This window comes from Neptunicoccus cionae (genome assembly GCF_014643735.1).
Taxonomy (GTDB): Bacteria; Pseudomonadota; Alphaproteobacteria; order Rhodobacterales; family Rhodobacteraceae; genus Amylibacter; species Amylibacter cionae.
Map to the genome: position 1 here is coordinate 580,631 of NZ_BMKA01000002.1, position 24,369 is coordinate 604,999.

General features: G+C 56.7%; 18 protein-coding genes and 1 riboswitch. Of the genes, 11 read left to right on the forward strand and 7 right to left on the reverse strand.

Annotated elements, in window-relative coordinates; genetic code table 11:
• Window positions 1-16 precede the first annotated feature (16 nt).
• The 6 genes from yidC (at window position 17) to IEX10_RS08150 (ending at window position 5,856) form a co-directional block, all read left to right on the forward strand.
• Window positions 17-1,831: a membrane protein insertase YidC gene (yidC, locus tag IEX10_RS08125; protein ID WP_188673154.1), complete on the forward strand. Its 1,815-nt coding sequence runs from the start codon at window positions 17-19 to the stop codon at window positions 1,829-1,831.
• Window positions 1,828-2,583, forward strand: a complete 756-nt coding sequence (locus IEX10_RS08130) for an MOSC domain-containing protein (RefSeq protein WP_188673157.1) — start codon at window positions 1,828-1,830, stop codon at window positions 2,581-2,583. Before yidC ends, IEX10_RS08130 begins: the two co-directional genes overlap by 4 nt.
• On the forward strand, window positions 2,583-3,233 hold the full coding sequence (gene yihA / locus IEX10_RS08135; RefSeq protein ID WP_188673160.1) for a ribosome biogenesis GTP-binding protein YihA/YsxC: 651 nt from the start codon (window positions 2,583-2,585) through the stop codon (window positions 3,231-3,233). Before IEX10_RS08130 ends, yihA begins: the two co-directional genes overlap by 1 nt.
• A 2-nt stretch (window positions 3,234-3,235) precedes the next feature.
• Window positions 3,236-3,871 (forward strand): HD domain-containing protein, encoded by a 636-nt coding sequence (locus tag IEX10_RS08140; protein WP_229678474.1) that lies wholly within the window; start codon window positions 3,236-3,238, stop codon window positions 3,869-3,871.
• Between the two features lie 89 nt (window positions 3,872-3,960).
• Entirely contained in the window at window positions 3,961-5,025 is a 1,065-nt protein-coding gene (locus IEX10_RS08145; protein WP_188673163.1) for an NAD(P)/FAD-dependent oxidoreductase, read from the forward strand.
• 21 nt (window positions 5,026-5,046) lie between these two features.
• Window positions 5,047-5,856: an SDR family NAD(P)-dependent oxidoreductase gene (locus IEX10_RS08150; RefSeq protein WP_188673166.1), complete on the forward strand. Its 810-nt coding sequence runs from the start codon at window positions 5,047-5,049 to the stop codon at window positions 5,854-5,856.
• Between the two features lie 11 nt (window positions 5,857-5,867).
• Here IEX10_RS08150 and pbpC read toward each other — a convergent pair whose 3' ends face one another.
• The 4 genes from pbpC to IEX10_RS08170 all read right to left on the reverse strand — a co-directional run bounded on the left by pbpC (window position 5,868) and on the right by IEX10_RS08170 (window position 14,381).
• Complete coding sequence (pbpC, locus tag IEX10_RS08155; RefSeq protein ID WP_188673168.1) at window positions 5,868-7,916, reverse strand: penicillin-binding protein 1C; 2,049 nt, start codon at window positions 7,914-7,916, stop codon at window positions 5,868-5,870.
• The gene (locus IEX10_RS08160) at window positions 7,917-13,382 is read right to left on the reverse strand and encodes an alpha-2-macroglobulin family protein (protein ID WP_188673171.1); all 5,466 of its coding nucleotides are present in this window, start codon (window positions 13,380-13,382) and stop codon (window positions 7,917-7,919) included.
• A 172-nt stretch (window positions 13,383-13,554) separates the two neighbouring features.
• Window positions 13,555-14,037, reverse strand: a complete 483-nt coding sequence (locus tag IEX10_RS08165; RefSeq protein WP_188673173.1) for an ATP-binding protein — start codon at window positions 14,035-14,037, stop codon at window positions 13,555-13,557.
• Entirely contained in the window at window positions 14,034-14,381 is a 348-nt protein-coding gene (locus IEX10_RS08170; RefSeq protein ID WP_188673177.1) for an STAS domain-containing protein, read from the reverse strand. The genes IEX10_RS08165 and IEX10_RS08170 overlap by 4 nt, the downstream gene beginning before the upstream one ends.
• Window positions 14,382-14,632: 251 nt before the next feature.
• On the opposite strand from IEX10_RS08170, the gene ade reads away from it, so the two are divergent.
• The 5 genes from ade (at window position 14,633) to IEX10_RS08195 (ending at window position 20,924) form a co-directional block, all read left to right on the forward strand.
• On the forward strand, window positions 14,633-16,432 hold the full coding sequence (ade, locus tag IEX10_RS08175; protein ID WP_188673179.1) for an adenine deaminase: 1,800 nt from the start codon (window positions 14,633-14,635) through the stop codon (window positions 16,430-16,432).
• 53 nt (window positions 16,433-16,485) lie between these two features.
• Complete coding sequence (locus IEX10_RS08180) at window positions 16,486-17,973, forward strand: AMP nucleosidase (RefSeq protein ID WP_188673181.1); 1,488 nt, start codon at window positions 16,486-16,488, stop codon at window positions 17,971-17,973.
• A gap of 220 nt (window positions 17,974-18,193) precedes the next feature.
• The gene (locus tag IEX10_RS08185) at window positions 18,194-18,499 is read left to right on the forward strand and encodes an HU family DNA-binding protein (protein WP_188673184.1); all 306 of its coding nucleotides are present in this window, start codon (window positions 18,194-18,196) and stop codon (window positions 18,497-18,499) included.
• A gap of 115 nt (window positions 18,500-18,614) precedes the next feature.
• The gene (locus IEX10_RS08190) at window positions 18,615-19,964 is read left to right on the forward strand and encodes a hypothetical protein (protein WP_188673186.1); all 1,350 of its coding nucleotides are present in this window, start codon (window positions 18,615-18,617) and stop codon (window positions 19,962-19,964) included.
• Between the two features lie 84 nt (window positions 19,965-20,048).
• Window positions 20,049-20,924 carry a DMT family transporter gene (locus IEX10_RS08195; protein WP_188673189.1) on the forward strand — a complete coding sequence of 292 codons (876 nt, stop codon included), beginning with the start codon at window positions 20,049-20,051 and terminating at the stop codon, window positions 20,922-20,924.
• Here IEX10_RS08195 and IEX10_RS08200 read toward each other — a convergent pair whose 3' ends face one another.
• From IEX10_RS08200 to IEX10_RS08210, 3 genes are all read right to left on the reverse strand, one after another.
• Window positions 20,925-21,341: a hypothetical protein gene (locus IEX10_RS08200; protein ID WP_188673192.1), complete on the reverse strand. Its 417-nt coding sequence runs from the start codon at window positions 21,339-21,341 to the stop codon at window positions 20,925-20,927.
• Window positions 21,342-21,591: 250 nt separating this feature from the next.
• Window positions 21,592-22,695, reverse strand: coding sequence for a chorismate synthase (gene aroC / locus IEX10_RS08205; protein ID WP_188673203.1), 1,104 nt, complete (start codon window positions 22,693-22,695; stop codon window positions 21,592-21,594).
• Window positions 22,696-22,850: 155 nt separating this feature from the next.
• Window positions 22,851-24,074: a hypothetical protein gene (locus tag IEX10_RS08210; protein ID WP_188673206.1), complete on the reverse strand. Its 1,224-nt coding sequence runs from the start codon at window positions 24,072-24,074 to the stop codon at window positions 22,851-22,853.
• 164 nt (window positions 24,075-24,238) lie between these two features.
• A riboswitch (TPP riboswitch) is annotated at window positions 24,239-24,343 on the forward strand.
• Window positions 24,344-24,369 lie beyond the last annotated feature (26 nt).

Here is a 24,369-nt window from a genome sequence, read left to right on the forward strand (position 1 = left end):
GTTTTCAAGGCAGATCATGGACGATCAAAACAAGAATCTTCTCCTTGCAACAGGGCTTAGCATGCTCGTGATCCTCGGGTGGTTCGCTCTGTTCCCGCCGCAGGACCCGGCCCCTGTTGAACCGACAAGCACGGAAACAACGGCACAAGGCATCGCGACTGCCCCGAATGCAGAGGTTGCGACCGGCGTTCCAACGGTGGACGGCGAACCTGCGGACAGCCGCACGGCGGCGCTGGGCAAAACCGATCGCATTCAGATCAAAACCAGCCGCGTTGAAGGGTCTTTGTCCTTGATCGGTGGTCGTTTTGATGATCTGCGCTTGCTGGATTACAACGTCGAATTGAACGATCCTTCCGAAAAAGTCACCCTGCTGTCCCCAGCAGGTGGGCCGAACGCCTATTACGCGCTTTATGGTTGGGCGCCTGCAGGCGGGCTCGATTTTGCGGATGTTCCGGGGGCCAACACCCCTTGGGAAGTTGAATCCGGCGATGTTTTGACCACAGAATCCCCCGTGACCTTGATGTGGGACAACGGCAAGGGCCTGATCTTCCGCCGCACCATCGCGATTGACGACGATTACATGTTCTCAATCCGCCAAGGCGTTGAAAACACCACTGATGCAGATGTTCGGGTACAGCCCTACGGTATCGTCGCCCGCGAGGGTGAGCCCGAAACCATCGGCTTTTACATCCTGCACGAAGGCGTCGTTCGCGCGTCCGACGGCGAGATTCAGGAAATCGATTACGACGATATGCCTGATCTCGATGCGGACGGGTCCGAAGGTGGCAATGTCGACAAGATCAAAGTGGCCGACAACGGCTGGATCGGTTTCACGGACAAATACTGGATGACAACACTGGTGCCTGCACCGGGTTCTCCGTTCACTTCTGTTGCGAAATACACGCCTTCAAACGACGTGTATCAAACCGATATGCGTCAGCCCACCATGACGATCGCCGCTGGCACAACTGCCGAAACAATGTCTTCGATGTTCGCAGGCGCAAAAGAATGGGCCACCATTAAGAAGTATCAGGATGACCAAGGCGTTGAACAGTTTGTGGATTCCATTGACTGGGGCATGTTCTTTTTCCTGACCAAACCGATCTTTCAGGTTCTGCACTGGCTGAACGCGCAAATCGGCAATATGGGCTGGTCGATCATTGGTCTGACCCTTGTGATTAAGGCGATCCTTTTCCCGCTGGCTTATAAATCCTATTCGTCTATGGCACGGATGAAAGAGCTTCAGCCGGAAATGGAAAAGCTGAAAGAGCGCGCTGGCGATGACCGTCAGAAGATGCAGCAAGAGATGATGAAGCTCTACAAAGAGAAAAAGGTGAACCCCGCTGCGGGCTGTCTGCCGATCCTCTTGCAGATCCCGATCTTCTTCTCGCTCTATAAGGTTATCTTTGTCACTATCGAGCTGCGCCATGCACCGTTCTTTGGCTGGATCGAAGACCTGTCCGCGCCTGATCCGACCTCTATCCTGAACCTGTTCGGCCTGCTGCCATGGTCCGCACCGGATCCCGCATCCTTCTTTGCGATCTTCTCGATTGGTGTCTTCCCGATCCTGATGGGCGTAACCATGTGGCTGCAACAAAAGCTGAATCCGGCCCCCACTGACAAAACACAGGCGCAGATCTTTGCGTGGATGCCTTGGGTGTTCATGTTCATGCTCGGCCAGTTTGCCAGCGGTCTGGTGGTATACTGGGTGGCCAACAACACGATTACCTTCATCCAGCAATACTCCATCATGCGTCTGCAAGGGGTGAAGCCGGATATCTTCGGTAATATCCTCAGCGGCTTCAAACGCAAGAAAGCGCAGGAAAAATGATCACGGTCACAGAGCTTTACCGCCACCCCGTGAAAGCCCACGGATGTGAAGCTCTGTGTGCGGTGACACTGCACGCTGGCAAAACCATGCCACTGGATCGTGTCTGGGCCATTGCCCACGAGATGAGCAAATTTAACGATGTAGCCCCTGAGTGGGCTCATTGTGTCAACTTCTCCCGCGGGGCCAAAGCCCCCGGGCTGATGGCAATCAAGGTAAAAACCGACGAGTCCACTGGCACGCTGACCTTTACCCACCCTGATCTGTCCGACCTGTCTATCAATCCTGATATTCCCGAACAGGCGGCAAAGCTGGTTGAATGGTCAAAACCGTTAATGCCAGCGGATCGCGCCGCTTCTGACCGTGTTGTGCGGGCACCGGATCGCGGGATGACTGACACGGCATTCCCGTCCATCTCTATCAATTCGCGCGCATCCTTGCGGGCGCTTGGCGAAAAGGCCGGGCAAGATATTTCCCCGCTGCGCTGGCGTGGGAATATCTGGATCGACGGGCTGGAGCCTTGGGCGGAGTTTGACTGGATCGGGCGCGAAGTGCAGATCGGCACGACCCGTCTGGCCATCCGCGAACGCATCACACGATGCCCTGCGACCACCGCCAATCCGGCAACCGGAGAGCGGGATCTGGACACGCTGGCACTCCTGTCTGAAGGATGGGGCCACAAAGACTTCGGCGTTTACGGCGAAGTGATCGAAACCGGCGACGTAAAACTCGGCGACAAGCTGGAACTGCTCTGATGGATATGCAATTCACACTGGCCGAAAAACCCGACGCGGAAGCTCTGGAAAAGGGCCGTCTGCTTTTTGCGGGCAATACCGACTTCCTTAAAGGCGTGGTTGCCATGTCCGGCCTGCCTGATCCGGACCGGATCGAGGTGTGCTTTGCAGGGCGTTCCAATGTCGGGAAATCATCCCTGATTAACGCGCTGACCGGACGCAAGGCACTGGCGCGCACGTCAAACACGCCCGGGCGTACGCAGGAAATTAACTTTTTCACTATGGGGCCGGAACACTATCTGGTGGACGTGCCCGGCTACGGTTTTGCCAACGCGCCCGTGGCCGTTGTGGAAAAATGGCAGCGCCTGCTGAAATCCTATCTATCCGGTCGCCCGTCGCTGCGCCGTGTATTTCTGCTGATCGACGCACGCCACGGACCCAAGAAGGTTGATATGGAAATCATGGACCTGCTGTCCAAATCCGCGGTCACCTTTCAGGTGGTGATGACCAAATGCGATAAGCTGCGCGCCGAAGAGCTGGATAAGGTCATCGACCGCACGATTGAATCCATTCGCAAATATCCCGCCGCCTATCCGGAACTGGTGAAAACCAGTTCTGCCAAAGGGGAAGGCGTGGAAACACTGCGCGCGATTGTCGCCGGGATTGTTTGATTGTGGCAACAGCCACTCACACACTTTACATGTCCGAATTGCGCCGTGTCTGGGCGAGTCAAAAGGACTCTGCCCATGATCTGGCCCATGTGAAACGGGTCTGGCACAACTGCCAGACCATTGCACAGGCCGAAGGCGCTGATCTGCGCGTACTCCATCCAGCGGCGCTGTTTCACGACATTATCAATCCGCCAAAATCCTCGCCGAAACGGTCTGAGGCCTCCTATCTTTCGGCCAATTACGCCGCAGAGTATCTGAAAACGACCCGCTATCCTGCTGCGTTGCTGGAAAATGTTCACCACTCGATCCACGCGCACAGCTATTCTGCTAACATCCGCCCCGAAACGCTGGAGGCGCAGGTTCTTCAGGATGCGGACCGGCTTGACGCATTGGGCGCCATCGGCATCGCGCGGTGTTTTGCAGTGTCCGGCCAGTTGGGGCGCACGTTGTTCCACCCGACCGACCCTATGGCCAAGGACCGCGAACTGGACGAAAGCACCTATGCGCTTGACCATTTCCAGACCAAACTCTTTAACATCGCGGAAACGCTTTGCACTTCGACAGCGCGCGTTATGGCGGCGGAACGGGTTGGTTTCATGCGGCAATTCTGCGAAACGCTGACCGACGAGGCCTGCTAACCCGCCACGCTTCAAAGGCAAAAACGACAAATTATTTGCACCCGCCCCCTGAAACATGCCACCCATCCTGTAAGTAAGAAGGATGAAGCATGGCACAGTCAATTCTGGTGATCGGGGCAGGCATAATCGGCAGCTCAGTCGCGTGGCATCTGGCAGAAGCAGGGTGCGAGGTCACGCTCGTTGATCCATCCGATGAAGGCGGCGCGGCGAGCAGCAAATCCCTAGGTTGGACCAACGCCACCTATGAAAACCCGCGCTATTATTACGATCTGCGCCGGTTCTCGATGGAGCGGTGGGATGCGTTGAAGGCCAACTTCACCGACTTGCCGTACCGGCGCAACGGCACGCTTTACACTAGCTTTTACGGCACTGCGCTCAAGACTGTTCACGATGAACATACCCAATGGGGTTATCCACTGACATGGGTGGAGGCAGAGGATTTGCAAAAGCTGGAGCCGCATTTGGCGGTGCCAGCACGGCATGGTCTACTTTGTCCGCTGGAAGGCCATGTTGCCCCCCATGAGGCAGCTATATTCTTCCGTGACTTGGCGATTAAGGCGGGGGCGCAGTTTCAAAAAGCCCACGCCACGTCAATCTTACAAAACGGCGATACCAGTACGGGCGTGCAGACGGATCGCGGAGATCTAACAGCAGACATGACCGTTCTGGCGGCTGGCATCCATACAGGCGAGCTTGCAAAAACAGCCGATATTGACATCCCGCTTAACGCGCCGCCGGGTCTGTTAATCCATACGAAACCTGTTCCACCCCTGATAAACCGCACAATCCTGACAGAGGATCTGCACATGGCACAATGGCCCGACGGGACAATCACCGCAGGTGGCGACTTTGGCGGTGGTGCGGTCAATGACGATCCGGAAACCGGCGCACAGATCCTGTTCGCACGACTGCAAACTGCCTTGCACGCGGATATTCCACTGGAATACTCCCATTATACACTTGGCCTGCGTCCAACCCCGAAAGACGGCTTTCCCATAATCGGAAGCCCCGCCCGAGGCCTTTACCTGACGGTCATGCACTCCGGCGCGACGCTTGCTCCGGCGGTTGGCGCGCTGGCAACGGACGAAATCACCACAGGCCAGCGTCATGCTATGCTCGACCCGTTTCATCCCAACCGCTTCACCTCCCCTTAACTTGTTTCCAAGGACTCGATAATGCGCCTGAACTTTAAAACCGCACTCATCTTTGGTGGCGGACAAGCCCCGTCCGATAGCGAAGAAGCCCCGATGGGCAACGGACGGGCGACCGCGTTGACCTTCGCGCGGGAGGGCGCAAAAGTCATGATCGCAGACCGTTCAATCGAAGCCGCCCGCGCGGTTGCGGACGAAATCACGGCGGCAGGCGGCACGGCCCTGCCCATCGCTTGTGACGTTCTGGAGGAAAGTCACATCCAAATTGCAATCAATGAGACTCTCGCAAACTGGGGTAAGCTCGACATTCTGCACAACAATGTTGGCCTTTCGATAGAGGCAGGCGACGCGCCGATAACCGAGATTGACGCAGATGCCTTCGACCACATCATGCGGCTTAATTTGCGGGCGATGGTGCTGGCCGCCAAACACGCCCTGCCGGTGATGCGTCATCAGAATAGCGGTGTAATTATTAATATATCTTCAATAGCAGCCACCGAAACCTACCCTTGGGTCGGATATAAAGCTGCCAAAGCCGCAATTCTTGCGTTGACCGAACAACAGGCGATCCAGAACGCCGAATATGGCATTCGCGCGGTAGCCATCCAGCCTGGAATGATTGACACCGTCATGGCGGTGGACGCCCGCGCCAAAGCATGGGATCGCAGCCGCGCCGAAGTGGCCGCAGAACGGGCAGCGCGCGTGCCAATGAAACGTCAAGGCAGCGCACAGGATGTTGCAAATGCTGCACTATTTCTAGCTTCCGGCGAAGCGGGTTTTATCTCGGGGATCAGTCTGCGGGTTGACGGCGCGTCGGGCTGCCGGATCGGTTGACCCCGCCCCTGCTAGTCCAGCGTGACCCGCACCCCTTGGGACACACCTGTTGCATCAATCACCGAAAGCGCCAGAAAACCCGAACCGGGCGCATCCAGAACCACTTGCCTCTCAAAATGAGCTACGGCAATCGGCACCCCGTTCGCCAGCCACGTAAATGGCGGCATCCCGCGATCCACCTTTGCCACCAGCACGGCCTCGTCTCCAAGGGCGATCCGCGCTCCGTCAGGGGGAAATGTAATCCTCGGTCCGCTGTCTCGTCCAATCTGACCACGCGGGCGGAACCGTCGCAGGGACTGTGGCAGAGCACCCGTTGTTCCCGTCAGCGCAGCGGCGGGCGGAGGTGACAAGGGGGTGACAGCTGGCTTCAGTGTAGCGAACAGATCAAACAAAAGGGGGGCCGCCAGCCCAACCCCAAGCTCCCCCGGCATAGCGGCGCCATCGGCCCGCCCCAACCAGACACCGACCGTGTGGCGCCCGTCAAATCCGATCGCCCAAACATCGCGATGCCCGAAAGATGTGCCTGTCTTGTAAGCGATTTCATTTTGCGGCGCAGACGGAGGCGCAGGCACGCCGCGCAGAATGTCGCCCACATACCACGCCGCCACCGGACCAAGAACCGGCGGACGAGCCACAGAACCGGGCACATCCCTTGTCCGCCACTTCAGTCCCACGGGGGCACCGCCCCGCGCGATGGCACCATAGATGGCCACAAGATCCTGCAATCGCAATCCGACACCGCCCAGCCCCACAGCGAGCCCCGCAGGTCGCGTGTTCGCAAGCAACGGTTTCGCCCCCGCACGCCGCATCCGCGCCATCAGCACACCCGGACCGACCGCATCCAGCAGGCTGACTGCCGGAACATTCAAGGACATTTGCAAGGCCTTTCGCACCCGCAACTGCCCGCGAAACTGCTTGTCGAAATTCTGCGGCGCATAGTCTCCGAACCGCACGGGCCGATCGTCAATTACCGTTTCAGGATGGGCGAGTCCCTGTTCAAACGCCAATCCGTAAATCAGGGGTTTCAGCGTAGATCCGGGCGAGCGAACTGCGCGGGTCATATCCACAAACCCCTGCCGCGCAGCATCAAGGTAATCCGGTGCGCCGACTGAAACAATTACCTCGCCGGATTGATGATCCATGACCATAACTGCACCAGATAGGGCCTTGTGCCTACCGCGCACGCGCGCACGAAGCAAAGTTTCCGCCTGCTTCTGAACCTCCCGATCAAGTGTTAGACTGTGGCGTGTTAAATAAGGTGCTTCTGCAACAAGCCGCTCTGCCAGATGCGGCGCGAGAAAGTCGAAAGCATATTTCTGCGATGGCACTCGCTCCCGCCGTGCCGCTTTCACAGCTCCCAAATCTAAGATGCCAGCAGAATATCCCCGCTCCAGAACCCTGTCGCGGGCGACGACTGCACTGGCGTAGTGTCGGTCCGGCCTGCGACGTTCCGGCGATTGGGGTAATGCCACCAGAAGGGCTGCTTGGGCATCTGTCAGGCGGATCGGCTCTTTGCGAAAATAGCTGAGAGCGGCGGCTCGGACCCCTTCTAGATTGCCACCAAACGGGGCAAGATGAAGGTAGAGCCGCAGGATCTCACTCTTGCTCAGACGCTGTTCTAAGGCCCACGCCACACGCATCTGGCGCAGTTTCCCACGCCACGATCCGGTGCCGCTTTCTTCAAGAAGTCGGGCGACCTGCATGGTCAGGGTCGAGCCACCAGACACGACACCGCCATTGGCCAGCGCTTGCGCGATAGCCCGCAGCGCTGCCAGCCCGTCCACGCCGTTGTGATTATAAAACCGCTTATCCTCAAACGCGATCAGTTGAGTGATGTAATTTGTTGAAACCTCTTGCAGTTCGACCGGCAACCGCCAGCGCCCGTCAGCAACGGTAAAGGCCCGCAGCAGGCGACCTTCCCGATCCTCAACCACAACAGAAACTTCCGGCTGCAATGCGGGCAGATCCGTTTGCGCCACCCAAATCGCCAGCCCGCGCTGCGCACCAAGCGAGACGATCGCCAGCACCACAAGGCACAGAAAAAGGTGGAACAGGCGCATCTACTGGCCCGCCACAGTCACGCGGTCCGTGTCCGTTCGCGCCCGAAATTCGGGGCGATACATATCCTCAACCAAGGCAGCCGGATGGTGAAAATTACCCGGTGACACTGCGCGCACCATATAGGCGAGTTGAAAGGGCGCGCGCCCCGACCAATTCACGGCAGCGATAAAACGGTCTGTGCGAAATTCTGCAAAACTTGCATCAGCGTTCGTTTCCAACCATTCCAGTGCCTTAGTTTCACCACCTGCAATCAGGTTTGGATTGTCAATTTCCAATCCCGCTGGCAGGGGATCATCAACGATCAGGCGGGCCTCCTGATCCCGTAGCGGTGTGATCCGCAAAACGGCCACGAAACGGTCGTTCTGCCGGATATGTTCCAACGAGACTGGATCCCCCTGAGGGGTGTAATATGTCCGCTCGATCTTATAGCCATTGCCCCCTGCCGGTTCAGGTTCAGACGGCACGCCGAACACTGTTACAACCGCAAGTGCATTCCGTGGCCCACTGTTTTGCAACCGGACCCCCGCCTTCAATTCATCGCCAGACAGGCTGCGCACAAGAGGGTCTTGCATCGCTGCGCCGTTAAGCGAAAAGCCTTTGGCACCTCCGTCTTGCACCAGTGCACGAACTGCCATCAAAGACCACAAATTTTCCTGCGTGGACTGGCGGGCAACGGGTGATCCGCTGATAGTTTCAGCCAATGCCGCGCGGTCCAATGCGTCGGATTTCGCGTCAATCGCAAGGGTCAGAACGGCCGCGGCATCCCGCAGATCTGAACCAAAATCAGAGCGATAACCGATGCTTGCCTCTTGCGTTTTCAGGCGCGCTCCGGCGTGGCGGAACATGGCATCCGCCCTGCTCTGATCGCCATAGGACGCGAGAGCCGACCCGAGTTGCGCTTGTGCCAAAGGGGTCGCAAATGCGTCCGCTCTGGTGTCAGCATAATAGCGCAAATCCCCGATCGCAGCATAACCCTCACGGGCAAGTATCATAAGCGCATAGGCAATATCCTCACCGCCCCGTTCGAAATCGGCGGCGTAATTTACGCGGTTGCGCAGATTGTCGAGCGCCTGTTCAAACGCCCGATCGGGCACCATATGCCCCTGCTTGCGCGCACGACTAAGGAAATCAGTCACATAGCTGTCTAGCCACAGATCCCCCGATGCAGGACGCCACATTCCAAAGGCTCCGTTGCTGCTCTGATTGCTCAGCACGCGGGCGATGGCCTGTTCAATCCGTTCCGCCACCTGTTGTTGCCCACCAAGGCCGAGCGCTTCGGAAAGCTGGTCGAAATACAGCAGGGGCATCGCCTTCGAAGTGATCTGTTCAGTACACCCATAGGGGTATCTGTCCAGTGCCGTCAGCAAGCCTGGAGCGTCGAACCGCGCCAGCGGCCCCACCGCAAGCGTTGCGTGAACTGTGTCAGCGTGCAGTCCGGCCAGCGCGTTACCATCCAGCGTCAGCGCGCGATTGGCCTGCAAATCAACGCGGGTTTGCCGCGCAATCGCGGGATCATTCCATTGCACCCCCATAGTCATCGTTTTGCTTAACGTCTTACCGTCAGGCGTCTTGATCGTGACCTCAATCTCGGGTGTGCCCACCTCCTGCGCCGAGAGCGGAATGTTCAGGCTTACACGCTGTCCCTTCTGCAGCGTCACCTCCTGATTTAGCGGACCGCCGAGGGCCAATGCTGCACCGCTGTTCAAAACAACTTTGATCGGCCCAGCAGGACCATAAGCATGGTTCAATTCCAATCGCGCGCGGCTTAAGTCGCCAGGCGTGAGAAAGCGTGGCGCGTGCAGCGATATCACCACAGGATCACGCACCAGAACGTCCTGTTCCGCATGTCCAACACCGGACTGCGACCATGCTACAGCCATTAATCGCACAGTTCCGTTAAAATCCGGTAAATCGAATCTGTGCCGCACCATTCCATCGGCATCCGCAGTCAAAACGCCCGAAAATTGCGCCAGAACAGCTTGGGCCGGTGGCGGGCCTTGCAGCTCGGCCTGCGCCTGATTATCCCCGCCGGATCTCAAACGCCCTGCCGCACCGTTTCCTGAAATTAACCGGCCATAAACGTCCCGCAATTCCACGCCCAGTTTGCGTTGACCGAAATAATGATCATCCGGCGACGGCGTTTTAAACCCAGTAAGGTTCAAAACGCCAAGGTCAACCGCCGCGATGGTAACGTACCCAGCCTCACCTGCCCGCAACCCATCCAGTTTTAATGCTACATCCATCGGTCCACGTGGATCAGCCCGTGACGGATTCTCAAAACGGGCTTGCAACAGCCTGTCAGCCGGATCAACAGGTGCATAGGCCAGTCCGAGCGCGCGGGACGGCGTGTGCCCCCCGTCCATCGGCCGCAGTACAGATGCAGCAACATACGCCCCCGCGCCCCAGTCTTCTGTCACATCCAAAACGACATCGGTGGCACCTTTAGCCACCGCGATTGCGCGGGTTTCAATCATACGATCCGAGAGCACCGACACCTGCGCCACCCCATCAAAACGCGAATTGATGCGAAGTGTGGCCTGCTCTCCGACACTGTACTTCTCCCGATCCATCGCCACATCGAGAAGATCCGGCGTATCCCCACCATCACCGCTGGCGTACCAGCCTGCATTAAACTGCAACGAACTGGCCGCATAAGGCGCGCTTTTGTGAGTCAATTTCAATTCATAGGCGCCCCAAGCCACCCCGGCAGAAATTTCGGCCCCATCTTTTTTCAAAACGTCCAATGTTCCGGCCGCGACACGCTCTCGTCGTGTGATCGGCTCGTAATTCCATCGGCCATATTGTTGATACCACTGATAGCGTGTGTGCAGGCGGTTCAACTCCCAAGTCACGGCCTTCATATCGCTCGCCTCGCCATCCGCCGCCACAGCGATAACCTTAAACGCTGCCTCAGTACCTTCGCTAAGGGTGCCTTCAAACAGGGGTTTGATCCCGATCATGGCCCGCCCCGGCAGGACGGGTGCGGAAATTCGCCGTTCCACCGGACGACCGGAGCCATCGCGCAGCCGGATGTGCGCGGTCATTTCTAATGGTTTGGCCACCTCCCCCCCTTGCGGAAGGTTCAGCGTCAGGCTTCGCTTGCCCTCCGAGTTTGTTTGGCCCGCGCCGCTGATGGTCTCATATCGCGTGCTAAAAGGCTCATCCGTTGAACCAAAAACGAAATCCGGGAACCCTTTCAGACTGCGGGCGGCCGAGAGTTTCACTTCCCCCTCGATATCCAGCCCCGCGCCAACAGCGCCAAATAGGTAGCGCGCATCGATGCGTAGTTCGGGGCGATCGGTTACAACGAACGGCCCCTCGCCCAGCGCCAGATCAAAATCAATCCTCTCGGGGATGAAATCCTCTACCAAAATCCGCTGTTCCAGCAAGGCCGGCGCGGTGCGATCTGTATAAGCCCGCAACTTCCAACTGCCCCGTGCGGCATTCGGGGGAAGATCAAAGGACGTGACAGCCCCGCCAGCGCCAACTGCACTAGCAAGCTTGCGGCTGTGGCGCACACCGTCAGGGCGGATCAGGTCCAGTGTGATCGGCACCCCGTCCAGTGCCTCTGCCGTGTGATCGCGCGCCAGAACCGTGGTGTGAATAACTGCGCCGGGGCGATAGGCCCCGCGATCAGTGGCGAGAAATACGTCTATCGGCGGGGGAGCAGGACGACCTTCGACACCGCGATCCGACAAATCATATTCCGCCGCCGCCTGATCGAGAAAAGCATAATCCCCGTCCGACGTTTCCACCGTCACCAGTGCGGGGACTGCCCCGCCGGTACCAAGCGCAAACCCACTGTCAAAACGTGCGTGGCCTGCTTTGTCAGTCTGTGTTTCAGCCAGAACCACATTCGCCTTGCTCACCAAGCGGACCGTTGCCCCCCCAATCGGTTGGGCGCTGGCGAGCGAGCGGGAAAAAACGTGCAGCCCGTCGTTGCCTTTAAGCGAGGAGATTCCAATATCCGACACAATAAACCACTGCGCGGCAATAGTATTCTCGTCATCGCGCGCCACGCCCGGCACCCGCGCAGTCATTGTGTAGACACCCGGTTCAAAATCGCTGAGCGCATCACCGATGGGCAGGGCCGTGGTGACCTCACGGTTAAGTTCCGGGGTTATTTCCGCAGATCCGCTCCAGACTTCCTGCCCTAGATCATTGGCAACGAAACCCAGATCCCAGCGAGAAATTGGCTTGGAGAACAGGCCCTCTTGTAAACTGCGCAACAGGTTCCGGTCCCCCACGCGGTAGATTTTAATGTCGACTTTTTCTAGATTAACGGTCGTCAGAGGAACCGTAGCACCTTCCCGTTTTGGCAACAGATAACTGCGCCCCGCGAAGCGCGCGACGGGATCGCGGTCTTGCACGTAAATGTTCAGTTCTACAGTTTTCCGCAAAACCTCTCCGTTTGCTGCGGGCAGGCCTTGCCGGAAATCGATGCGGTGGGTTTTACCGTGGCTCACACCTTCGATGCACAGTTGGCGTCCTTCAACCTCGGCCACCAAACCTTGCGTATCAGAGCGGATAAAATCTATGTATTCCACGGTGCCTTTCACCAATTCTTCGGAGAATTCCGCACAAATACGTGGTGCAGCGGCGTTGTGATCAACCGTGTGGTTTCGGATTCGGAAACCGTAAAGGTCAATTGCGCGATCAAGAGCTTCTTGCACATCTTTACGCGGCGCGATGGACTGGGCGAGACGCAACACAGGGATCATCCTTTGGCCCTGTTTATCTTCCTCCAGCCCTATGGCGAGTTCTTGCAACGCATTGACCTGCTGGGCGTCCGCGCGCGCGCGCAGGAAACCGTTGATAGCACCTGCCGTTCGGAGCTCACGCACAAGTTTGCGTTGATTGCCGGACGTCGGTTTGGCCAGATTCGCAAGCCGCGCAGACTCCGTCCAAGCTTCGGCGCGGTCCGCATCATTCGCAGCAGCAAGGGAGAGTTCCAAGGCACGAACCAAACGGCCCTCCGCCGCAACTTTGCGGGACTCTGTTAGGAGCGCTTCATAGGACCAGCCGTTTGTCGGATACCGAGTCCCGTTACGCTCTGCTATATTCTTTGCGCTTTTCAGGTAGGATTCCGGAAGGAACCCGATTTTCTGCGCCTGTCGATCGGCAAATTCCAGATCGTCGGACGTAATTTCATGTACTTCGGCAGAGGTAGCACCTTCAAAGGCGCTGCGCTCTCCGACAGCGGATTTGGGGAAACAGGCCGAAGAGGTCTGGTTGTACGTGAAGGCTTTGCAAGTTGGATCAGCCAGACAGGCCGCAACGCAATCTTTGAATGTCACGTCGAAGATATTGCGAATGTCCGAGCCGTATAAATCGGTTTCTTCCGACAGTTCGATCCGCCGTTCGGGAATGGCGTGATCTACGGTTTGGGCAGGCACCGCGAGTGGTGCAAGAAGACCCGAAAGAAACGCTCCGAACCAAAGTCTTTTAGCCTTTTGAAATATCATTTCACTGCTCCAAACACATAAAATCTATTCAAATCATGCCAGAGTTGGAGGTTTTGCGCAAACCGCTCTACCGGTCGGCTGTGCGTATTTTTTGCTTTCCTGATGCACAGAGGGCATTCATTGAGAGCAAACCGCAATTAGGCGGCGCCACGACCCGGTCCTGCACCACCTATCAGTCAACCGAGGCCGTTTCGGGGAGGTTTCGCGTTAGCGTGAGACGGTTTTTCTCTCCTGCTCGCTCAAAGGCGACTTCATCGGTTAAGGACCGGATCAGGTTCCAACCGAAACCGCCTTCGGGCAGTTCTTCGAACGAGAACTTTTCGACATCCATCTTCTTTTCCGGCGGTGGACCATCAAATTTCCGCCCCCCGTCAGTGATCTGCACCTGTAATTTACCCGGCCGCAAGGCCACGACGATTCGGATTTCACCGTCTTCCGCATAAAGATAGGCGTGCTCCACCACATTGTTCAGGGCCTCTGCAGTGACGAGTTCCAGTTCTTCAACGTAGCTTCGGTTTATACCGTGTTTCCCAAGCCAATCAGTGATTCGACCCAACACGCGCGAAACCTCTGTCTGGACGCTACGAATGGCAATTTGCAGGCGCAGTTCGTGAACCTTGGCGACCCGTTGTCCTGTATCCACTGCACCGCTCATCCGACTGCTTTCGCGCCGGATGAAAGTGCCCCATCAACGGTTTGATGCAGCTGGAAAATCTGATCCATCCGCGTCAGCGCGAAAACCTTCGCGACAATCGGGGACAGCGCGGCCAGTTCCAGCGTTTTCGCCTGCCCCATCTGTTTCAGCACCGTGACAATTGCCCCCAAACCGGAGCTGTCCATGAACTGGATACACGACATATCAAGCAGAATGTGATCCGCACCACGATCTGAAATATCCCTCAATGCTTCTTTGAAACGGACCGATTGCGCCGCATCAAGCCGCGGCCCGCACAGCCGCACCACTGTAATTCCACCAAAATTGCTGACTTCAACTTTCATATGTTTTCCAATCCGCCAATTCGTTACAGGCGCCCACGCACCGTCGATTTGGTCAATCGTTCCACAAAATTCCTACTAAAACCTTTCCATCACCGGCCCCCGTTAGAAAAGTGTCATCAATTTTAGCTAAACCCGACATACAACGCCCCTTGTCCCGCGAAATCAGACCCGCCATTCTTTACACGGCAGGATACATGACCATCTGGTCAATTTTCTCTTGAACCAAAGCGCACAGGGTGAAACACTATGACATGAAAACACACTTCCCTGCATGGCCCGACGTCGCCCCCCAACTCATCGCAACCGCTGCCGGACGTGAACCGGCGGACACGGTTATCAAGGGCGGTATCTGGGTGAACGTCCACACACGCGAACTGCTCCCTGATCATGACATTGCGATCCGCGACGGGCGCATTGCGTTTTGCGGGCCGGATGCCAGCCACTGCATCGGGGAAACCACCAAAATTATAGAAGCCAAGGGCCGCTATATTATGCCAGGGCTTTGTGACGGGCATATGCACATCGAAAGCGGGATGCTGACGGTTTCCCGCTTTACAGAGGCGGTCATTCCCCACGGTACAACCACCATGTTTGTGGACCCGCACGAAGTGGCCAATGTGCTGGGCATGGACGGCGTGCGCCATATGCACGACGAGGCATTGGCCCAGCCGATCAACGTGTTCGTGCAAATGCCATCCTGCGCGCCTTCAGCGCCGGGCCTTGAAACAACCGGCACAGAGCTTGGCCCCGAAGATGTGGCCGAAGCGATGAGCTGGCCCAACATCATCGGCCTTGGAGAGATGATGAACTTTCCCGGCGTGATCCACGGCGACCCCAAAATGCTTGGCGAAATCGCGGCAACCCAGCGGGCGGGGAAAACCGTGGGCGGGCATTATGCCTCTCCTAATCTCGGGCCGGAGTTCGCGGCCTATGTGGCGGGCGGCCCTGCGGATGATCACGAGGGCACCTGCGAGGCAGACGCCATTGCCCGTGTGCGTCAGGGGATGCGCTCTATGATGCGGCTGGGGTCTGCGTGGTACGATGTGGAAACGCAGATCACGGCGGTAACGGAAAAGGGGCTCGACCCGCGCAACTTTATCCTGTGCACCGATGACAGCCACTCTGGCACGTTGGTGAATGACGGCCATATGAACCGCGTCGTGCGTCATGCTATCGCCTGCGGCTGTGACCCGTTGGTGGCGTTGCAAATGGCGACGATCAACACGGCGACGCATTTCGGTCTGGAGCGGGATATCGGATCTATCACACCGGGGCGGCGGGCGGATATCATCCTGACCTCCGACCTGAAAACCCTGCCGATCGAGCTGGTTATGGCCCGTGGTGAAATCGTGGCTGAAAACGGCGAAAATGCCGTTGATCCAACCGCTTACGCATGGCCTGCGGACACCCGACAGACCGTGCATCTAGGCAAAACACTAGGTGCCGGAGATTTTGCGATCACCGCTCCGCAAGGCGCGCAAACCGTGACAGCGCGCGTGATTGGCGTGGTGGAAAATCAGGCCCCGACCAAAGCGCTGACCGCTGAACTTTCGGTTAACAATGGCACCGTGTCTGGCGACCCAGCACAAGACGTCTGCCAGATTGCATTGGTGGAGCGTCACCGCGCGACAGGGGGCGTGGTTAACGGGTTTGTCTCGGGCTTTAACTATACTGGCAAAATGGCGATGGCCTCTACCGTGGCCCACGATAGCCACCATATGATTGTTGTTGGCACCGACCACGAGAATATGGCGCTGGCAGCCAATCGCCTTGGCGAAGTGGGCGGCGGCATCTGTGTCTTTAAGGATGGCGTGGAAATCGCTATGGTCGAACTGCCTATCGCTGGGTTGATGTCCGACCTCCCCGCACAGGATGTCGCCAAAGCAGCCGACCGTATGGTCGCGGCGATGGCCGAATGTGGCTGCACCGTGAACAACGCCTACATGCAGCACTCCCTGCTGGCGCTGGTTGTGATACCAGAACTGCGGATTTCCGATCTGGGACTGGTGGATGTGGTTAAATTTGAGATGACCCCGCTATTTATAGAATAACCGGCACTAAGACCGATAATTTCAACGAAAACAAGAAACGAGACGAGCCGAATATGCATAGTAAAACACCGATACTGACCAACCTGATTATACCGGAAACCCCGAAAGCCGAGACCTTTACCTCGGCGGCACAAGCTGTGGAAGCGATCGAGCGGCTTTATACAATTGCGACGGATTTTCTGTGCGCGCAGTTTGCGGAATACCACGCAGGCACGCCACCCAAAGGGCACTACCGCGCCTATTACCCGCAGCTTTCGATCACCACATCAACCTACACCCAAGTGGACAGCCGCCTGTCCTTTGGCCACGTGGGGGAGCCGGGAACCTATACAACCACGCTGACACGGCCCAAACTGTTCGGCAATTATCTGCGCCAACAGATCGAGCTTCTGCTGGAAAATCACGGTGTACCGGTGACAGTTTCCGTGTCTGACGTGCCGATTCCGCTGCATTTTGCGCTGACGGAAGAACTGCGTCTGGCCGAAGGTCAGGTCCGCGCCGATGCCCGCCCTTTGCGGGATATTTTCGATGTGCCTGACCTGAAAACTACCAACGACGATATTGCCAATGGCGATGCGGAACCGGATGCGGATGGCATCCGGCCGCTGGCCACGTTTACAGCGCAGCGGATCGATTATTCTCTGGCGCGTCTGGCCCATTACACAGCCACTGACCCCGAGCATTTCCAGAACCATATCCTGTTCACCAACTACGGGTTCTACATGGATGAATTTGTGACTTTCGGGATGCAGGCCATTCAGGATCCCGAAAGCGGGTACACGGAATTTGTGGCCTCGGGGAATTCGGTCGCAACGGCGGACAATCCCCATGTGGATTCCGCCTTTCGTCAGCCGCAGATGCCGACGTATCATCTGAAACGGGAAGACGGGTCAGGCATCACGCTGGTGAATATCGGTGTGGGGCCGTCCAATGCAAAAACCGCGACAGATCATATTGCTGTTTTGCGCCCCCATGCTTGGGTGATGCTTGGCCACTGCGCGGGACTGCGCAATTCCCAAAGTCTTGGGGATTACGTTCTGGCCCATGCTTATGTGCGCGAGGATAGCGTGCTTGATAACGACCTGCCACTTTGGGTTCCCGTACCTGCCCTTGCAGAAATCCAGATCGCGCTGGAACAGGCGGTTGCGGATGTGACGGAATTGGAAGGTTATGCCCTGAAACGGGTGATGCGGACCGGCACCGTTGCCAGTGTCGACAACCGCAACTGGGAGTTGAGAGAGCAATCCGGTCCTGTCCAGAGACTGTCGCAATCCCGCGCTATTGCGCTCGACATGGAGAGCGCGACAATCGCGGCGAACGGGTTCCGCTTTCGCGTTCCTTACGGCACGCTGCTTTGCGTTTCGGACAAACCGCTCCACGGTGAACTGAAGCTGCCGGGGATGGCATCCGAATTTTATCGCACGCAGGTGACGCGCCATTTGCTTATCGGAATTCGCGCGATGGAGTCTCTGCGCGACATGCCGCTGGAACGGCTGCATTCGCGCAAATTGCGCAGCTTTGATGAGACTGCCTTCCTCTGACACCGCATCACCGGCACAGGTCCTACGATCGAAATGCCCCCCGTTTCGCCGACGATCGGCGGGCACCAGCCAAAATGGGGGGGAATTCGCGAAAAACCCATAAAAATAGGCGTTTTTCAGCTTTTTCGCCGGTCTCTATCATTGTGTTAAACCTCAATATCTTGTTAACTGCCGCTGGACACCCACTACGGGGCCCGACGTCGGGCATGTCGTAAGATCTATGAGGAGCAGTCACGTGACGCAAAAACCTATGACCAAAACACAGCTCGTTGCCGCACTGGCCGAAGCAACCGAGTCTGACAAGAAAACAGCGAACGAATTCCTCGAAGCGCTGGCTTCCGTCATCACCAAAGAAGTTGCTGCCGGTGGCGCCGCAACTATTCCAGGTCTTGGCAAATTCGCTTGTCGTGCCCGTCCGGAGCGCATGGTGCGCAACCCGGCCACTGGCGAGCAAATGAAGAAAGATGCTGACCGCGTGGCAAAAGTGACCATCGCAAAAGCTCTGAAAGACGTAATCAACGCCTGATTGCGATGACAGTTTGAAAACGGGCCGTCTGTTCGCAGTCGGCCTTTTTTCTTGCCTGATCGACAACACAGTTTAAGCTGGCACCTCTTAAACCTGCTTTTTTTAAGGAATTTTTATGGCTGTCGGTGATTACGGGTACCACTATCTCAACGGGAAAGAGATCGCGTCCGATCCCGATCAATTGCAAATCGTGTTACCAAACAGCCGCGAAAACGACCTTGGCATCACCAGCTATATCTACAGCTACAAGGAACGCCCCATTCTGGAGGTGATTGGCGGCGACAAGTCGGACCAGTTCACCGGCGACACTGCCGACATCAAGGGCGGGCGCGGCGGCGACATTTTTCTAAGTGCGGGCACCGGCTTTGACGAAACCTACAGCCGCGCGAACATTCTGAAAGGTCAGGGTGGCGCAGATATTTTCTATGATACCTATGGCTCTACAGATTATTACGGCGGCACGCAGGGGGATTTTTTCACCAACGCCCGCTTGTTAACCAACGCCGATGAAGGGGATGCGGATCGTGCCTTCATGGGGCGCGGTGCGGATCAGGCGGAAATCACCTTTGGCGATACTTCCGGCCCTGACGGCCAGCACTGGGAAGACCGGAGCCTGCATCTGGACGGCGGCAAGGGACAGGACCGGCTGTTTTTGAATACCGATCAGGTCGGCCTGCAACTAACCTCCGACAAGGTACTGGATTTTCGCGAAGTGAACTCTGGCACTATGACCATAGCCAATTCCAGTTTCACCGATTTTGAATCCTTCACCCTGAACATCGGCGCGCGCTCTGTCACTAAGATGCACGGAGCGCGGTTGGACGACTCACTTATTTGGCTTGATACCGGCAAAAACCGCGATCAGGACCTGACGATCTATGGCCACAACGGTGATGATTTTATTGTCGGCAGCTACGAAAACGAAGACGACTTCATTTTTGGCGGCAGGGGCGACGATATTATCACTGGGGCCGGCGGACAGGGGCGCGGCTGGACCGACCATCTGTTTGGCGGCGCGGGGAATGATATGATCTTTTCCTCCGGTATCGGCGTGCTCGGCGCGGGCAGTATCGAAGCCACGGGCGGGCGCGGGGCCGATTTGTTTGTTGTCTCCCACGGGCAGGCGCTTGAATACTTCACGCGCATCAAGGATTTCAAACAGGGTACGGATACAATCGGGCTCGATTTCACCGGCTCTTACGTGCTCAACAGTGATGATCCCCGTGCGCTGGTTGAATCCCTTTCCGATACCAATGTGGTGGTCGAAAAAGACGATGCCGAAGCCCTGCGTTTCACGGTGGAGCATGTGACGGCCTATGACACGGTAGAAACCGACGAGTTTTCCTATCTGCACAATTCCGGAGTTTTGCGGTTCTATAACGGCTCCGGCTGGGAGAAGGTAGCAGTGATCGAAGGCGCCCCTGACCTGTCACTGGAAGATTTCGCTTTTTTCGATTGGGGATAGGCGCAGCGCTAGGGTAATTGCGCCCTTTCCTTTCCCACCGCCGTCTGGCAAGCCTTTGGCAATGATGCGTGAAGGACGATCCGGTTGGACATAAAAGCTATTGTTATGGGACTCGTGTTCGCCCTGATCTGGTCGAGCGCGTTCACCTCTGCGCGAATTATCGTCCTGCAAGCGCCACCCCTGACCATTTCTGCCCTGCGCTTTTTAATCGCTGGATTGCTCTGCATGGGGATCGCCTATTTGATGGGCCAGCGCATCCGGTTTGATCGCAAAAACTGGGGGGCGGTCGCGATCTTTGGAATTTGCCAGAACGCCCTGTATCTGGGGCTGTTTTTCATGGCGATGCAACAGATAGAGGCGTCACTGGCTTCTATCATCGCCTCAGCCGTGCCGTTGATCGTCGGGTTGGTCTCAGCGTTGCAAGGCGAACGGGTTGGCTGGCTCGGCTGGACCGGGCTGTGCACCGGATTTGCCGGAGTTGCCTTGATCATGGGAGCCAGATTGTCCGGCGGCGTCGATCTGCTGGGCATTCTACTTTGCCTGATCGGTGTGACCGCCCTTGCCATAGCCACGCTGGCAGTGCGCTCGACGTCTTCCAAAGGAAACGTCCTGATGGTTGTCGGCGTGCAGATGATGATCGGCAGCGCGGCGCTAGCGTTTCCCGCTTTGCTGTTGGAAGAGCATAGCTTCGTGTGGACCGGCTCTCTGGTGGGTGCGTTTGCCTATACAGTCATCATGCCCGGCATCGTCGCCACAATGATCTGGTTCATGCTGGTGGAACGGATCGGCGCAACACGGGCCAGTACCTTCCATTTTCTCAACCCGTTTTTCGGGGTATTGATCGCCGCTTTAATCCTGAACGAAACCCTTAGTCGCACAGATGTGATCGGGGTTGTGATCGTGATGGCCGGCATTCTGGCGGTTCAATCCTCCCGCGCGGTGGCCCGTCCGCCTCGCTGATCAAGCAGCCTTAAAGATAGAGATCTGGTCCAGCGGCATCGGCGCCTTTATGTCGGTGTACTCGACCATGTGAAACCTCAGCCGGTCGTTCTCGACAGTGGCAAAGTAAGTCACCTGACAAGACCCACAAACGACGTCATTGATGTCGTAATACTGCTTTTCAACCGCGATACTGATCCCATCCGGCTGTTGCCGCTGGGCGAGGATTTGCCGCGTGTCTGTGCGCACAAGTCCAGCCAATTCCAGTGTCGCACGATATTCCGCAAGCAAGACACGAAAGGCTTGCTCGGTTTTTATGACCGAGACCTTGTCTTTGACAAAAATCGGCAAGGGAAACACGAAGTTGCGTGACACGAGGGCATCGTGGCCTTCGAGATGGCGATCCGCCATATATTTAAAAAATGAAGTGTACCCCATAGCAGGTAGTAACCTCCAACTGGAAAAGTGTTTGAGCAGAAATATTGGTAGTGGAGCCCACTGGCTACGGGTTTAGATGTAGTCCGACATAGGACAGTGGCTGGCGTGTGTTGCGGGGTAAATAGAACAGTTTGAAAATGAAGCAATGGCAAATTTCGACCAAACGGTAAACAATCACCGAAATAACGCCATTACGTCACGTTACAGTTGTATTCTGTTGCATTTTTTCAACTACACAACCCTAGGGCAATCAACCGATTGGTCCACGGTTCTGACCAATCTGTCCACGATGCAGCAATACATGGTCCAAAATCACACAAGCCATCATCGCTTCGCCAACCGGAACCGCCCTGATTCCCACACAAGGATCGTGCCGACCCTTGGTGATAATTTCAGCCGATTGCCCCGATTTGGTGATGGTCTGGCGTGGTTTCAAAATTGAAGACGTAGGCTTCACTGCAAATCGGCAGACCAGATCCTGTCCGGTCGAAATACCGCCAAGCACCCCGCCCGCGTGGTTGGAGGAATAAACCGGTTTGCCGTCATTCCCCATAAAAATCTCATCCGCATTGTCTTCGCCGGTCAGTTCTGCTGCGCCCATGCCTGCACCGATCTCAACTCCTTTGACCGCATTGATCGACATCATCGCGGTGGCAATATCGGTGTCGATTTTGCCATAAATCGGCGCGCCCAAACCTGCAGGCGCCCCTTTTGCGACCACTTCGATCACCGCACCAACAGAGTTTCCTGATTTCCGCAACTCGTCCAGATAAGCAGCCCAGTCTTGTGCCGCTTGCGCATCCGGTGTCCAGAACGGGTTCTGGGCGATTTGATCCCAGTCCCATGCCTCACGGTTTATCTTGTGCGGCCCCATTTGCACCATGCAGCCCGTGATCTCGAGATCCGGCACCAGCACTTTTAACGCTTCCCGCGCGACACCGCCTGCCGCGACCCGCGCTGCGGTTTCCCGCGCGCTCGACCGGCCGCCACCCCGATAATCCCGAATGCCGTATTTCTGCCAATAGGTTATATCCGCATGGCCCGGACGGAATTTCTCCATAATGTCAGAGTAATCCTTGCTGCGTTGATCGGTGTTACGGATCATCAACTGGATCGGCGTCCCTGTGGTCTGGCCTTCGAAAACGCCGGACAGGATCTCCACCGCATCCGGTTCGCGCCGTTGAGTGGTGTATTTATTTTGCCCCGGCTTTCGCAGATCAAGCCAGCGCTGCAACATTTCCGCATCAAGGGGCACACCCGGAGGGCAACCATCCACCGTCGCCCCGAGCGCGGGTCCGTGGCTTTCGCCCCAGGTGGTAACTGTGAACAGACGTCCGAAGGAATTGATCGACATGGGCTTTCTCCTTGTGAAAACCTGATAGTAGAACCCTGCCCCCTAGAAAACCCTTTTGTGCCAAGGCCGCAGGTTAATTCTGATGGCCAAAGCAAAACAGGCCGCGCTTCACAGCGGGCCTGTTGATTGTTTCGTGATCTGTGAATTGCGCCCGTTCAGGCAAGAACTTGGGAAATCAGCAGAATGCCAGCACCCGAAAACAGCAAGCCGGCCAGAATACCCATAGCCGGTGTATTCATTTGTCCGAACAAAAAGGAACGTGGGCGCGCAGCTTCTGGCGCAGGCGTCTCGGTCAAATCATCAGCGCGCATTTGCTTGGGGACTTCGATCACGCGCACCCGCCGTTCTTGGGCAGATTTGCGCGGACGGCGCGCGGGGATATTGATGTTTTCGCCCGCCTTTACCGCGACTTGGGCGAGAGATGTCATCTCGGCATCCATTTCTAATGTAATATCGATCTGCTCCGGCCCAACCTCTAGGTTTTCGGCCACAGAGACCTCTTCCAGTTCGAACTCGGTTTCAACCTCGGGCATGGCCACTTTTATATCGTCGCCTTGAATGTCCGCTTCCAATTCCGCTTCACCGTCAAAGGCCGCCGGAATGATTTTGAAACGGGTGTCATCGGCTTCAGGCGTTTCCAACTTAAAGTGATCCGGCGTTTCGTCCTTTGGTTCCGCTGCCGCGGCTGGGATCACCTCTTCCATAACGGTGCGGAAGATGCCGATGTCAAACGGCACATCCTCGGCTTCATTGGGTGCGGCGGGGTCTTCGGCTTCGCAGGCCTTTCCTTCATCCTCAGCAATGACGAACTGCTGAAGATTGAGAATACCTTCGTCAATCGCGCTGGAATAATCTGCGTCGTCCCCGTTTTCGGCCTCAAGTGCTGCCTCTTCGTCTGCAACGTCGTCCAGACCGGCATCAAAGCCTTCGTCCTGGTCGTCGCCTTCATGCACAGCAATCGTGTCATTCATCCAGTGCAACACAACAAACGCCCCGTCCGGCGCAATACCTTCGTCATAGTCTTTGTCCACGGATGGCTGCGCGAGCACATCATCCGTGTCGAGCTCTGCGCTGCTGTAGGTCTTTTCAATCCCGTCAGTCACGCGCACCAGAAACACTGCATGGGCCTCCTTGTCGCCAAACAAAGTACCTTTTTCCTGCAGTTCTTCCTCACGAAATTGAAAACCGGCTGTGCGAAATATCCCGCGCACCCGCGCATCCGCGGAACGCAGTGCCGCAACCGTAGTCGGGCTGCGAAAGCGTGCGACCTTGTTCTCCATCTTGCGGTCCAGATCCGTCAGCATTTCTTGCATAACAGGGCCAGATGGCGCTTTACCAGAGTTGATCGTAAAAACATCAAATTCGTAATTTAGTGCCATGCCTGTGTTCCTCATGCTCAAATACGCTACTTAACTTGTGATGAAGCTACCCTCACAATTGGTCAGAACTTTGTCTCAAATTTGATTTTGTAGGGACCATCGTCAGACCACACAGCAAAGATCCTTTGACCTGCTTGCTTTTTGCCCCCGCGCTGTTACACCTGAAGCAACCTCGGGGGGGCTGTTAGAACAGCCTGAGATACGCAATCGCGTGACCCGTTGAACCTGAACCGGATCATACCGGCGGAGGGAAGGTGCGGTGAATATCCCTGATCCTGCCAACCGTCTGTAGCTT